Here is a 14,010-nt window from a genome sequence, read left to right as displayed (position 1 = left end):
GGAGGACATTTAATTGAGAAGAAAACTTCTTGCCATTTATGTAGTAGTATTCGTACTTATCGTACTTATAGCATCATCTTATTTGTATTTTAATGAGAAGAAAAAGGCTGCTTTACCAGAGGATATTGAAATAGAAGCTGTATTGAAACCAAACAAGAATAAACAAATGAAACATGATGACTATATGCTAGAGGTAACTGTTCATAAGAAGAAAGCTAGTCAACATCTTATCTATCCATATCTTGAAGGTTTAGAAGGCATGTCCTTCGATAATAAAGAGGAAGATGGTTATTATGTGCCAGGCAGTATTGGAACCTCAAACGGTGATGAAGTTCTGGTTGAACAGGCGTTTAGAGAAAAGCAGCTCCTATACGAAAAGGATAAATCCTCCTTCATTGGATTTTATAGTCCAGCAGAGGCGGGCGTGTATAGAATGAGATTGTATTTTAGAGAAGTGGAAAACTTCACAGCCATGGATAACATGTATTTGACTTATGTGCATCGAGGGGAAAAGGGCTTTGGGTTAGATAAAAGCTGGACGAAAATAATAAAAATAAAATCAGAGTTAGAGTAGAGCCCTGTATTTTCAGATAGAAGACAAAAAGAGACCCACAGCATTCGGTGCTGTGGGTCTTCAATATATATATTACAAAAGGGGGTTGTTTTCATTATAGTAGGCTTTCATTAAAACGAGATGAATATTATATTTCAAGTTTATTACAAATGGCTGGAAAACCTTGTAATATTCATTTGCATATCGAGGAGAAGCGTTGAATAGACTTGTTAAAAGCAGAAAACTTGTCCGACTATGCTTGTTTGGAGAGGATGGGAATTTACAATATGAAGCATTCACAATCGAGTATTGCGATATTAGGGATTGGCACGGCGGTTCCGCCTTACCTTGTCGATCAAGCAGATACAGCGCGGAGGTTAGTCGATGCGTTAAGCGATAAGCCAGATTCAGCCCGCTGGGGGAGAAGGATCTTTAAGCAATGCGGTGTGCAAAGCCGCTATACCTGTGAACCGAACCTGCTAGCGGAAGCAGCCGAGTGCCGCTACTTGCCGAGCGCTTCACCTGAGACCGCCCCTTCGACGGCGGAACGTATGGGTATTTATAAGCGGGAGTCGGTGCCGCTCGGGCTGCATGCAGCGAGACAAGCTTTGGCGGATGGGGAGGTCGACGTGGCTGCGGTTACGCATCTCATTACGGTCAGCTGTACAGGCCAGTTTCTACCCGGTATGGACGCAGCTCTTGTGCATCAATTAGGATTAGCCCCTACGATAACTCGTATTCCGCTTAATTTTCTTGGCTGCGCTGCAGGGCTTAAGGCCATTGGTCTGTCGCGCCAAATTGTATCTAATGACAGTAATGCGAATGTACTTGTTGTATGCGTAGAGCTGTGCACATTGCATATTCAGCCATCAGGCGATAAAGAATCGTTATTCGCCGCTTCATTTTTTGGGGATGGAGCCTCTGCCTGTGTAATTGGAGCGGCCAAGCCTCATCACAAGCCTATATTTGAGCTAGGCGAAGAACGCTCGGTTCTGCTGCCTGAATGCGCTGAGGAAATGGTGTGGGAAGTAGGCAACCACGGCTTTGACCTGTACCTCTCCCCGCATATTCCAAAGCTGATCGGGGAGTTCATTCCAGCGGAAGTAAAGCGATTATGCGGTGATGATGCGATGGATCTATGGGCGATCCATCCGGGGGGCAAGGGGATTATCGATACTTTGCAAAATAAGTTCGAGCTCACAGATGAGCAAACTTCGCATAGTCTTGGCGTGCTGCGCGATTATGGCAATGTCTCCTCCGCAACGATTCTGTTTGTGCTGAACGCGATGAAATCGCATCTTCAAGAAACAGATTCGGAGCCGATCGGCGGCATTGCACTAGCATTCGGGCCAGGCTTAACGGCCGAGATGATTAAGATTACCTATGTTCCCGCTGTGCTTACGGGTGATCAGGAGCAAATGGCAGACGGGGCATATGTCTAGAAGCATGCGTGATCGGGCTGTGGCTGCTGAGCTTATGGATGATTTTTCAATTGGAGGAGCTGAGCTGCATGAGGCTTTGCGTCAGCTTCGTCAGCTGAATCGTATTTTCGTTGCAGCTGCACCTACGCTTTATGGCGTTGAACGACTATGGGTGCAAGCGAATAAGCCGAGAAGCCTGACCATTCTAGATATTGGAGCGGGCTCAGGTGATGTGAATCGGCGACTGCTAAAATGGGCGGATGTTCATGGTATTTCAATGAAAATCCAGCTTGTTGATATAACGCATGAGGCTTGCGAGGAAGCGAGGCTTGTTTTTCAGAAGGAGTCTAGAGTCCAGGTTAAGCAAGGCGATTTGTTTGCTTTGGCGGACGGCTGTGCAGATATCGTGACCGGAACGCAGTTTTTGCATCATTTTTCTGAGGAGGAGCTGCCGGATGCTGTCGCGCGTATGCTGAAGGCATCGAGGCTTGGCGTCGTCATCAATGACATCCATCGACACTGGATTGCATGGGCTGCGGTGTGGCTGACGACTCGGATTATTTCGTCCAATCGATTTATTTTGCATGACGGTCCATTGTCGGTGGCCAAAGGCTTTCGCTCGAAAGATTGGAAGCGTCTGGGGCAAAAACTCAGTGATAGTGCTATCCGCTACAGCTGGAGGCCATTGTTCCGATATGCTGTCGTCATTGGCAAGTCACCAAATCGTTCATTTGACGGAGCTGAGTAATATGACGCGGATACTGGATGCAGCCGTGCTCGGAGCAGGCATAGCTGGGAGCAGCTTAGCCAAAGCGCTAGCTGATAAGGGATGGGAGACGCTTCTGCTCGATCGTCAATCATTTCCGCGTCATAAAGTGTGCGGAGAGTTTCTCTCACCAGAAGCGCAGGGCACACTGCAAGCGCTTGGTATAAGCGAGTCCGTTAAGTCACTAGGACCAAGCATGATTGAGCGAATAAGGTTGATTTTTGAAAATGGTGCTGAGGTGAATATTCCACTTCCGAATGCGGCATGGGGTCTCAGTCGTTATTCCCTGGATACGGCGCTCCATCTAGCAGCGCAGCAATCGGGCGTTAGGCTGCAAACAGGAACTACGGTGACGACTGTGCGGCCTAAGGGTCTTGGTTATTCCATTGAGACGAAGCAAAACGGTGAAATTAGCTCCATCGAGGCTAGGTCTGTCATCGCGGCTTGGGGAGCAAATAAGTATGCTGGGTTGCCGGGCTATCGTCCCCCCCATTCGGCCAAGCCCTCGTACATGGGTGTAAAATCTCATTTTCGCGGTATTGCTATGGAGCCGGTCGTTGAGCTTTATTTTTTTCGCGGCGGTTACTTAGGATTATGCCCGATTGAAGGCGGGCTTGTTAATGCTTCGGCGCTGCTAGCGCGTGATGCTTTTGCAAACGCAGGAAAAACAATACTGACGATCATGAACGCTGCTGCAAGGCGAAATCCAAGGTTGAACGGGAAGCTGGCGTTGGCGGAGCCTGTACATGGATCGCAGGCAGCTGTTGCGCCGGTCCATTTGAACCATACGCCGCTCGCATGGGATCAGCTTCCGCTTTTAGGCGATGCAGGTGCGATGATTCCTCCTCTTTGCGGAGATGGGATGTCCATGGCATTGCGATCGGCGGCTCTTTGCGCTCCGCTTGCAGACCGCTACTTAAAAGGGAATCTTTCCATGACTGGCTGGGAGCATGCGTATACGAGGTCGATCAAGCGTGAATTCGCAGGACCGCTGCGTTGGGGAAGCTTCCTGCAATGGTTATTTCATATGCCGACCGTATCCAGTTGGCTGCCGAATGCCGCGCGATTAGCGCCTCCAGTAGCACAGGGGCTTTTAAAAGCGACTAGGCTAAAGCCATTCCAAATGTAAAGGGAAATAAGCAAAAGTACAGATTCGACTTACTTCGGGAGGTGCATATTCATGGGCATGCACGGCCTAGCGCTCCTTTCCTTCCGCTTTCCGCGAGTGTGCATCTTCTTATGGACGGTTGTACTTATCTTTATTGGCGCTCATGCTTTTAGGCTCGATTCCGTTGTACAAGACCATGGCTTGTATCCGCAAAATGGAAGTTATGCACGGGTGCAGCAGGTGCTAGCCTCCGATTTCAATCTGTCAGAAGCACCGGTCATGCTGCTGTTCGAGAAAACTGACAACTTATCGCATTCGCGCTTTCGCTCCTTTATTGATCTAACGCTTCAGCAGGTGAGAGGGCTTGATGATTTAAAAAACATCGTCTCACCGCTTGAGCGGCAGGAGCTGCTCAGTGGGAATTATGGTTATGCGCTTCTTTCATTCAACTCGCCTCCCTATCGGATGGAGGATACGCTGAAGCAGTTAAATCAGCTATTGCCTACTTATAGCGGAATTTCGATAAAGGTGACGGGCAAATCAGTCATTCAACGTGATGTGAATGAAGCTAGTCATGTGGATTTGGCAACAGCGGAGCTCATCGGCATACCGCTTGCCTTTCTTATTTTGTGGCTCGTTTTCCGTAAAATCATTATTGCGTTGCTTCCCATCGTTATTGGCATAACGGGAGTGACGATTGCTATGGGGATCATGTATGGGATTGGCACAAAATTGCCGCTGTCCAATTTTGTTTTAAATGTTATTCCCATGGTGGGGCTCGCTCTGAGCATCGATTTTGCGCTTATGCTCGTTAGTCGGTTTTGCGAGGAACTGGGAGCGCACAAGCTGCCTTATAAGGCGCTTTCTGCAACGATGAAGACAGCCGGCAGAGCTGTTTTTGTATCGGCAGCTTGTGTCTTCTTGGGATTACTGAGCTTCGTCTGGATTCCGCTGCCGATGTTCTCATCCATTGCGCTTGGAGCGATGACAGTAGTGGCCGTATCGCTGCTGCTCGCGTTTACGCTGCTGCCTGCTCTTCTTGCGATCTGCTTGCCAGCATTGCAAACGAAAAGAGCACGTACGATTGGCAACAGTCGTTCATCCGTTTGGGATGGACTTGCCCGTTTTGTGATGAAAAAGCCAGTTGTAATGGGGGTGCTTGCAGGGGGCTTACTTATCCTATGCTTATTGCCTCTGAGTAGGATGAAGACTGCCGTTCCAGATGAGTCTTCATTGCCTATGAGTTACGAATCCCGTGTTGCTGCTGAGGCTTATGAAGCTGTTTTTGAGCTGCCATCCACATCAAAGGTATGGGTCATTGTAGAGGGTGCTGCTATGTTTCTGAAACAAGCAGATTGGATGAATGCGTATGAATTAACGAAGCGGTTGGAGAGTGATCCGAGCGTTTTAAGGGTAGACTCGGTGTTCTCTAAGCTCAATATGTCTCCCGAGCATCTGCTGGCAATCATGCAGCGGCCGCTGCAGAAGAAGAAATTCGAACCGGCACTTCAGCCATTCCTGAAAAATAATCACATGCTGCTGCAAGTTACGATAGCAGGCGAACCTTCCTCTCGCGAGACGATGAATTGGTTAAAGGAGTGGGGGCGGAGAGGAGAATCATCGAAGATAGCTATCGCGTTTGGCGGAGAGGCCAAGTATGAGCAGGAAGTATTCGATCATATTTTTGGCAGCTTAGGTTATGTACTTCTCTTTCTATTTATTTCGAATTTCATCGTGCTTTTTGTTGCCTTTCGTTCCGTCCTCATTGCGCTCAAAACCATTCTCCTCAATCTTCTGAGCATAGGCGCCTCTTTTGGTATTCTGGCATGGATCTTCATGGATGGCCGATTGGGGATAGAGCCGAGCAGCATCGCAATTATGATACCGGTGTTTATTTTTGGACTAGTATTCGGTATTAGTATGGATTACGGCGTTTTCCTCATCTCGCGCATCAGCGAGGAATTTCATAGGACACGCAGCAACGAAGAGGCTGTACGGAAGGGTCTGTCCTCTGTCAGTCATGTGATTACCGCGGCTGCAGCTATTATGATAGCTGTCACCGCTCCCTTTGCTTTAGGCGAAGTAGTTGGAGTAAAGCAGCTGGGCATCGGCATCGCGACGGCAATATTTGTTGATGCCACAATCGTAAGAATGGTGCTGGTACCTTCCTTGATGATGATGCTTGGAAAATGGAACTGGTGGGCGCCGAGCTGGTTGAAGTAATAAATATCACATGTAAGATGAGGCTATCCTTGGAGCATGAGCCAAGTTGACCCTGCATTTATTTCCAATTTAGCCAAAGGCATTGTTGATTCAAAATTCATATTTCAAAAATAGAAGGCAAGTGGAAGCTGAGTCAAAATCATTCCAAAGAAAGACAAGAACGAGTTATCGACGCATTGGAGTTACAGAAGGATGAGCAATCTAAACAGATTGCAAAGCTGATGAAAGATTGGTAACGAAAAAAAACCAGACGAACACGATTGCAGTGTTTGTCTGGTTCTTTGCATTGCAGTTGTTTATTCCGCCGTGGCGACAGTTTGCAGCTTGGCGCTTGCAAGCTCGCGGACTGTTTTCCATTCCGTCAAATGTTTCTCTAATTGGTCAATCAGCGTGTTTACCCCTTGAATAAAATCAACTTGCCCGCTCGCTCTAATGGCTTCAACGGATTGAAGCGTATCAGAAGACAAGGCGATGTGAGCTGGAAGGGCAGCTGAGAGCTCATGAAGAGCAAGCTCAATCGAAGCAGCTGCAGCTGGTAGCTGGCTAACCTTTGAAGCTGGTTCAGACTCAGCTTGCTCTTGCTTTGCTTGCTTCTCTACTTTTGGAGCAACTGGTTTGGGCTCGGCAGCAGGTGCAGGTTTGGCGCGCTCCGCTTTGTTCTGCTCATGAGTCGACCAGGTTTCGATAAGTCCGCTGCCTGATTTGAAGAGGAGCTTGTCCTTGGTGCTGTCAGAAATGGTCTTGTCTTTAAACAGCTTGGCTATTTTCTTCACGTCGCTTACCGGCAACTCATCCCTTGCTGCAATCAGCGCTAGCGGGTCGCGATGCTCGATAGGCAAATCCTTCAGAGGGAGCAGTTGATCCTCGGTCAGCTTATCCTTCCTAATCTCGGTACCGCCAACGATCAGCTTCTTCACCGCATTGCCGAACTTTAGCAGCTCGCATTTGTTTTTAATATAGGATTCGGGCTTGCCCAGCTTACCGGACAAAAATTTGGTTGAGCTCTTGAACTTTGAATCATTCAGCAGCTTATTGAACGCCTCCGCCTCTTCGATCGGAGAGAAACCTTCACGTGTCAAATTTTCTGCTATTTGCTCCAAATAAATTTCCATCTCATCCGTTACGGTCGAGACGATACATGGAATCGTTGGCCGACCAAGCATTTTGCTTGCTTTGTAGCGACGGTTTCCATAAATGATCTTGTAGCGTCCGTTGCTCGTCGTTCTCACTTTAATCGGTGAGAGCAGGCCGATTTCTTCGATGCTTCTCATCAATTCTTGCAAAGCTTCTTCGTCAAACTGATACCTAGGCTGATCGGTATCCTCATCAATTAAATCAGTAACAATTTCAATGATATCCATATATTTCTCCTTAATTTTTTGTTTACTAGAGTGCATAGTCTTTTGTTCTTAGGTCGTCTGTTATGTAAAAGTATTGAGCATCCGATTATGATGGTGGCTTCCTCTATTATATCGGGTCTTTTGTTATGAATGGTTGTTATATAAAATTTTTAATGAAATTATGCTGCTTCCTCAGAGACAAGACTCATTACGGGGTTCTAACGGACATATAATCCGTTAAATGAACAAATTTGAGCTTAATCCAGACAATTGAAGCTCAATTAGGGCCTCAATGTCCGTTAGCTCAACAAAAATGGCGAAGGAGAAACATAATGCAACTAGTGTCCGTCTGTTCAAAGGCATTTTCTCTTGTAAAAGTTCATTCGGAGCTCTAGTATTCTGCGGTGCTGTCACCCGGTCATTTCCTAACCATTTCATCGTTGGACAAACAAGTGTTCTGTTTAATTATAGCAGATGGCACTGAATAGCGACACTAGTTCGGCAGAGGGTTCCAACGTATGGAGAGTGAGAATAGACCAAAAAAGCCAAACCCCTTGAACGGGGCTTGGCTTTTGCTCACTAATTATTTCACTGTCTTATTATAATTTGTTATCTTTTCGGTGATCGCTTTAGCAGCGTCATCGAGTGCCTTTTGCGGTTCTTTTACGCCTGTTAATGCTTCTTCGATCGCCGTTTCAACGAGTTGGCGCGCTTCAGGGAATACGCCCATCACTGCACCTTGCGAAGCAGTGGATGGTATAGAAGCATGCAGTTGATCGATTGCCGTTTGGAACTGTGGATATTTTGCTAGATTATCAGCTACGATTTTTTCATCATAAGCTTTTTTTGTAATTGGGAAGTAACCTGTGTTGATGTGCCAATAGGCCTGTGTTTCTGGCTTTGCTAAAAACTTGATGAAATCCCATGCTGCTTTCTGTTCTGCTTCCGGCTTGTTATTCAGAATCCATAAGCTTGCTCCGCCAACAACGACACCGCCATCTTTTGCATCGGCAGGTTTAGGCAGGAAGCCTGTTCCCACTTCAAATTTGCCAGCTACTGAATCTACAATTCCGCGCAGCGAAGCGGTAGAATCTAAAGTCATAGCAATTTGGCCTGCAGCAAAAGCTTTTTTCGTATCATCCGTTTTGCGTCCCAAGTTAAGTGCTGACTTGCTGTCAACAAGATCCTTCCACCAAGTCAATGTTTTGACACCTGTCTCATTGCTAAGCTCAGATTGTGTAGCTGATGCGGTACGTCCGTTACCATTGTTCAAATATTCTACGCCTTGGTTTGCAAACAATTGCTCAATGAACCAGCCATAAATGGCAAAAGAAGCACCTGTCTGACCATTTTGCGTAAGCTTAGCAGCAGCTTCCTTCACAGCTTCAAAAGTTGCTGGCGCTTTCTCTGGATCAAGTCCAGCTGCCTTAAACATATCCTTGTTATAGTACAAAATCGGATTTGATGTATTGAATGGCATGGAGTGAAGCTTGCCGTCAAATGTATAGTAGTTTGTAATATTTTCTTCTAGCTGAGAAAGATCATAGTTTTCCGCGTCTACAAAAGTTTGAACGGGTGTAGTTGCTTTTGAGTCGATCATGAACCTAGAACCAATCTCGTACACTTGAATGAGAGAGGGTCCAGATTTGGAATCCATCGATGCCTTCATTTTATTTAAGCTCTCGTCATAGGTTCCTTGAAACACTTCTTCAACGATGACTTCCTTCTGAGAAGCATTGTAATCGGTAACGAGCTGGGTTACCGCTTTACCAAGTTCTCCACCCATCGAGTGCCACCATACCACTTTAGTGGGTTCTTTTGCTGTTTCGGTAGGAGTTGTTGAAGCTTCAGTTGAGTTCGTAGCAGCAGGTGCCTCTGCATTGCCTTTGTTTTCAGAGTCATTGCCACCCCCGCAGGCTGTGATTACAAACAACATTACCGCCATCATAATCGTCAAACCAGACCTAAACCTTGCTTTCATTCTTTTTCTCTCCCTCTCTACTACTTTTTTTGTTTACAGTACATTTATGGAATCGTCTATGAAGACGGAGCCACCTCAATCATTATCCTTTTACAGCACCAGCAGTAATCCCTCGCACGAGCTGCTTTAATCCAACAATGAGCAGGATTAAGGAAGGCAGCAGCACAATAGCTACTCCAGCTAGTACAATGTTCCAGCTTGTCATTTCTTCGAACTGCAGCATGCTAATGCCGATCTGTACCGTTCGCATCTTATCGCTATTGGTTATGAGCAAGGGCCATAGATACATATTCCATGAATTCAGAAATACATAGACAGATAATGAAGCAATAGCTGGACGAGATAGAGGCAGGACGATAACTAGGAAATGACGGATATGCCCGCTGCCATCGATTTTTGCTGCTTCAAAAAGCTCACGAGGCAGCTGCAAAAAGTATTGCCGGAGGAGGAATACACCAAATGCAGACGCGAGAAAAGGAATCGTCAGGCCTTGATAGGAATCCAGCCATCCCCATGATTTTACCGTCAAATAATTCGGGATAATCGTGACTTCCCACGGAATCATCATGGTAGAGAGGAATAAGGAAAACCAATATTTTTTGCCTGGAAAACGAATATACACGAAGGCGTAAGCAGCCATACTTGCGATAAAAACCTGTCCAACCATAATAATTGTCGCTATAAGAAAGCTATTTGCTATGAACGCTCCAACTGGAATAAGCTCAAATACTGCCGATATGCTGCCAAAATAAAGGCTCTCAGGAAACAAGTCTGGCGGGAACTTAAGAGACTGCTCGGGTGTCATCAGTGCTTGTAGAAATGTATAAATCAATGGGAACAGCATTGCAATTGAAAGTAATGCAAGCAGAAGGTACACACTAGAGCGACGTAGGAATGGCTTTAATCCGATCATTGGTAATACACCTTCTTCTCCACAAAGACAAACTGGATAATCGTCAATACGAGAATGACAGCGAATAGAACTAACGACAAGGCGCTTCCTGTACCGAATTGGTAATTAATGAACGCTTCCTTATAAATGGAATATACGAATACCTCAGTCGATCCGGCGGGTCCCCCTTTTGTTAGAAGATGAATTTGTCCAAAGGATTGAAAGGAACCGATGATAGAGATGACAGCAAGGAAAAATAGAGTAGGTGACAGCAGTGGAAGTACGATTTGTAAAAATGCGCGGATTGGGCCTGCTCCATCGATCTTTGCGCTTTCGATCATGTCTTCCGGAATGCTCTGGAGACCGCTCAGCACGATGATGTAGTTGAAGCCCGATTGCATCCAGATTGTCATCATGGATATCGATAATAATGCTGTTGATGGATTGGTAAGCCATTGTATAGGGGCAATTCCGAACTCTGATAGTATATAATTCAGCATCCCGAGGCTGGGGTGAAATAGGATCATCCAAATGACCGCTGCAGTACTGACTGACAGTGCAAGCGGCATTGCGAACATAAATTGAAAAATACGCATGGCTGGCAGCTTGATATGCGTTAACGCAGCTGTAACGATGCCAAGTACAATACCTGCAGGCACGGTATATAATGTGAATAGGCCCGTTACCGTCAGACTATTCCAGAACATTTCTGATGACAACAGCTGCGTATAGTTTTCTAGACCGACATAGGCGGCTACTCTTCCTCTGGGATCTGTTAATTGGAAGCTTAAATAAACGGATTTCAGCAGGGGATAAAATAAAAATAAGGTAAACAGCACAAGTGAGGGAGCTAAAAACAAATAACCAAGCGCGTTCTCCTTCAAACGATTCGTTTTAGCCAGTAATCGACTAGCATCGTGAGAGCTATGTGTACGCTTAGCAGCTAGAGTAAGCTTGCCTTCTTGCATATTCATTACCTACCATCCTTTCACATCCAAGTTCTCCATTTAGTGTAGGTTTCGAATGTTCGAGGAATGTTTTGAAATTAATAATATATTGTGGATCACGTATAAGGTTGATGTGCCTAGCCCATTTCTGACAATAGTCATGCAGCTAAAAGAAAAGGAAACAATACAGAACAATTAAACCGCGTTGCTCGTTATTAGTTATAAAGGTGGATGAATAATGAAACAAATGACGAGTATTGGTTGCAGCAGTAAGCCATACGGTCATTATCGTGATGAACAGATGATTGGTTTTATTGATGTTTTGAACGAGCAGGAGAAGAAGATAGTATTCGATATTTCCGAATGGATGAAACGCGATGAACCGGGTCCGAAGACAGCTCCACTGCACTTTATGCAATAGAAAGCTCACATTAGGGTCAAGAGTAGGAGCTGCAGTGTAAAAATACAACAGAAATTCGAATAATCGCTACAAAAGGGGAGTGTGCAGACTATTCTATTGTAGTAACTGCAGTGTAGGATAAGAATAGTCGCTCAGAAGCGAACTCTATTGTAAAAACTACAGCGTACGGGGAAGTAGGTTTCGAGAATAGAGTTCTAAAGATAAAGCATATTAAGGAGGGGTTCAATTGGAAGAAATACAAGGGGATTTATTAACATCGGAAACTTTGAAAACGGATTTGATTAAGCTAGGCATTCATCAAGGGATGACGGTTATGATGCATACCTCCATGAAGGCGCTTGGCGGCTTTGTGTCCGGCGGGCCAATTGCTGTGATTTTGGCAATAGAGTCATGCCTTAGAAGTGAAGGTACACTTGTGATGCCGACGCATACGCCCGATTTGTCTGATCCGGAAAACTGGCGGTATCCACCAGTTAAGGAATCATGGTGGCAGCCGATAAGGGATACGATGCCCGCTTTTGAAACAGATCTGATTCCTTGCCTAGATATGGGGGTCATAAATGAATGCTTTAGAAAACAGAAGGGCGTCGTTCGAAGCAATCATCCACAGGTATCTTTTGCTGCTTGGGGCTCCCAGAAGGATTTTATAACTGCAAATCATAGTTTGGAATATAGCTTGAGCGAACAGTCTCCGCTAGCGAGACTTTACGACTTGGAAGGCTGGGTGCTTTTGCTGGGCGTCGGTCATAATAAAAATACTACTCTCCATCTATCGGAGTATCGAGCACAGTATGAAAGTAAAGCAGAAACGATCAATAAAGCACCGATATTTGAAGCAGGAGAGAAGAAGTGGGTTGATTTGCGTGACATTGATTTTGATACGGATGATTTTAATGATTTAGGTGAGGCTTTTGAGAGAGAAACGGATCATGTTCGCAGAGGAAAGATCGGTAATGCGGATGCGCTGCTCATGCCAGCGAAAGAGTTAGTTGATTACGCGGTAAAATGGATGGAAGCCAATAGAAGCCGCTAGCCGGCGGTTACGTTTGGTATAGAATCTAGCAGAAAATGTTTAACCAATTGCAATCATGTTAACACACTGATATTATTTATTTATAAGTAAAAATTAACTAATAAAAAGATGGGGTATGAACTTGGCTACCATACGAGACATAGCAATAAAAGCAAATGTATCCAGCGTAACCGTTTCCCGAGTGCTGAATCGAGATCAATCCTTTTCTGTGTCTGAGGAAACGCGTCAGCGAATTATATCGATTGCAGATGAGCTAAACTATAAAACTCCGCGTGAGCGTAAAGGTAAAAATGCAATCAGCACGGGCAGCGATGCTAGAATTGGCACGGTTATCTTTTTGACTGAACAGCAAGAAGAGGGAGACTCCCACTTTAGCTCGATAAGGGAAGGCATTGAAAAAGAATGTATAGCTGCGGGGATAACAACTACCAATGTGCTGCGATTGTCTCAGTATGGTAATCCTGATTTGGTCATTAATCATGTTGATGGAGCAATCGTAATTGGAGGCTCCATTGACAATATTGCTCCAATCGTTAATCAGGTAGATAACCTCGTATTCGTTGACTTCTCTCCGGATGTTGATAAATTCGATTCCGTTATCATCGATTTCGAAAGAGCCACAAAGCTTGCTTTAGATCATTTAATAAAAGCGGGCCATAAAGAAATCGGTATTATGGTAGGCGGAAAGTCTTATGGGAAAGATGAACGTCATCATTATTATGAAGGTATTATGAAGGAAAATGGCACTTACGATCATAAGCATGTCTATGTTGGTGATTGGTCGACGACGGAAGGTTACAACTCCATGAAACAAATTATCGAAAAGGACAATCTTCCGACGGCCTTTTTCTTTGCTAATGATTCTTTGGCCATTGGGGCGTTAAGGGCATTACAAGAAGCAGGCATTCGTGTGCCTCAGAAGATGGCGGTCGTAGGCTTTGATGATTTTCCGATGTCGGCTTATGTGACTCCCGCACTAACTACTGTAAAAATCCAATCAGAGATGATGGGGAGAATGGCAGTTAAGCTGCTGCTCGATCAAATGAATGGCCGAGAAATTCCAGTACAGGTAACGGTTCCATCCAAGCTCATCGTTCGTGATAGCTGCGGGACACAGTTGTCATAAGTTTTTGGTTAAACCAAAAACGTATAAATGAATCTAAAGCAATGGACAGCATTTTTGTTCATTGCTTTTTTTGTTGTCTAAGTGAAATTTATTAAGTGAAAAAAAAGAGGGGCTATAGGCAGGAAGAGGTAATTCATGCGAAAAGCCTAGGATATTGGTCATATTTTTATATTTAGGAAAAAAATAGTTGATAATTTCG

Annotated in this window: 12 protein-coding genes; 8 read left to right on the top strand and 4 right to left on the bottom strand. The window is 45.2% G+C overall.

Translation table 11 applies throughout. From position 1 onward, the window contains the following. Positions 1-13 precede the first annotated feature (13 nt). From AC787_RS13145 to AC787_RS13125, 5 genes are all read left to right on the top strand, one after another. Positions 14-574, top strand: coding sequence for a hypothetical protein (locus AC787_RS13145; protein WP_054025198.1), 561 nt, complete (start codon positions 14-16; stop codon positions 572-574). 266 nt (positions 575-840) lie between these two features. Next, a complete protein-coding gene (locus AC787_RS13140) occupies positions 841-1,995 on the top strand; it encodes a type III polyketide synthase (RefSeq protein WP_054027048.1) in 1,155 nt (384 codons plus the stop codon). After that, a complete protein-coding gene (locus AC787_RS13135) occupies positions 1,988-2,722 on the top strand; it encodes a methyltransferase domain-containing protein (protein ID WP_054025197.1) in 735 nt (244 codons plus the stop codon). The genes AC787_RS13140 and AC787_RS13135 overlap by 8 nt, the downstream gene beginning before the upstream one ends. After that, positions 2,670-3,869: an NAD(P)/FAD-dependent oxidoreductase gene (locus tag AC787_RS13130; RefSeq protein WP_235560973.1), complete on the top strand. Its 1,200-nt coding sequence runs from the start codon at positions 2,670-2,672 to the stop codon at positions 3,867-3,869. The genes AC787_RS13135 and AC787_RS13130 overlap by 53 nt, the downstream gene beginning before the upstream one ends. Positions 3,870-3,920: 51 nt before the next feature. Continuing rightward, positions 3,921-6,071 carry an MMPL family transporter gene (locus AC787_RS13125; protein WP_054025195.1) on the top strand — a complete coding sequence of 717 codons (2,151 nt, stop codon included), beginning with the start codon at positions 3,921-3,923 and terminating at the stop codon, positions 6,069-6,071. Between the two features lie 296 nt (positions 6,072-6,367). Here the strand turns inward: AC787_RS13125 and AC787_RS13120 are convergent, their stop codons facing one another. From AC787_RS13120 to AC787_RS13105, 4 genes are all read right to left on the bottom strand, one after another. After that, positions 6,368-7,432 (bottom strand): ParB/RepB/Spo0J family partition protein, encoded by a 1,065-nt coding sequence (locus AC787_RS13120; RefSeq protein ID WP_054025194.1) that lies wholly within the window; start codon positions 7,430-7,432, stop codon positions 6,368-6,370. 562 nt (positions 7,433-7,994) lie between these two features. After that, entirely contained in the window at positions 7,995-9,392 is a 1,398-nt protein-coding gene (locus AC787_RS13115) for an ABC transporter substrate-binding protein (RefSeq protein WP_054025193.1), read from the bottom strand. A gap of 82 nt (positions 9,393-9,474) precedes the next feature. Continuing rightward, positions 9,475-10,305 (bottom strand): carbohydrate ABC transporter permease, encoded by an 831-nt coding sequence (locus AC787_RS13110; protein ID WP_054025192.1) that lies wholly within the window; start codon positions 10,303-10,305, stop codon positions 9,475-9,477. Next, on the bottom strand, positions 10,302-11,258 hold the full coding sequence (locus AC787_RS13105) for a carbohydrate ABC transporter permease (RefSeq protein WP_054025191.1): 957 nt from the start codon (positions 11,256-11,258) through the stop codon (positions 10,302-10,304). Before AC787_RS13105 ends, AC787_RS13110 begins: the two co-directional genes overlap by 4 nt. 211 nt (positions 11,259-11,469) lie before the next feature. Here AC787_RS13105 and AC787_RS13100 point away from each other — a divergent pair, with 211 nt between their 5' ends. The 3 genes from AC787_RS13100 to AC787_RS13090 all read left to right on the top strand — a co-directional run bounded on the left by AC787_RS13100 (position 11,470) and on the right by AC787_RS13090 (position 13,811). Next, positions 11,470-11,652, top strand: coding sequence for a hypothetical protein (locus AC787_RS13100; protein WP_054025190.1), 183 nt, complete (start codon positions 11,470-11,472; stop codon positions 11,650-11,652). A gap of 226 nt (positions 11,653-11,878) precedes the next feature. Then, the gene (locus tag AC787_RS13095; protein ID WP_054025189.1) at positions 11,879-12,685 is read left to right on the top strand and encodes an aminoglycoside N(3)-acetyltransferase; all 807 of its coding nucleotides are present in this window, start codon (positions 11,879-11,881) and stop codon (positions 12,683-12,685) included. A gap of 121 nt (positions 12,686-12,806) precedes the next feature. Continuing rightward, a complete protein-coding gene (locus AC787_RS13090) occupies positions 12,807-13,811 on the top strand; it encodes a LacI family DNA-binding transcriptional regulator (RefSeq protein ID WP_054025188.1) in 1,005 nt (334 codons plus the stop codon). Positions 13,812-14,010 lie beyond the last annotated feature (199 nt).

Origin of the sequence: Bacillus sp. FJAT-28004, assembly GCF_001280845.1 — a bacterium.
GTDB lineage: Bacteria > Bacillota > Bacilli > Paenibacillales > Paenibacillaceae > Pristimantibacillus.
This window is presented reverse-complemented; position numbering and strand designations above follow the sequence as displayed.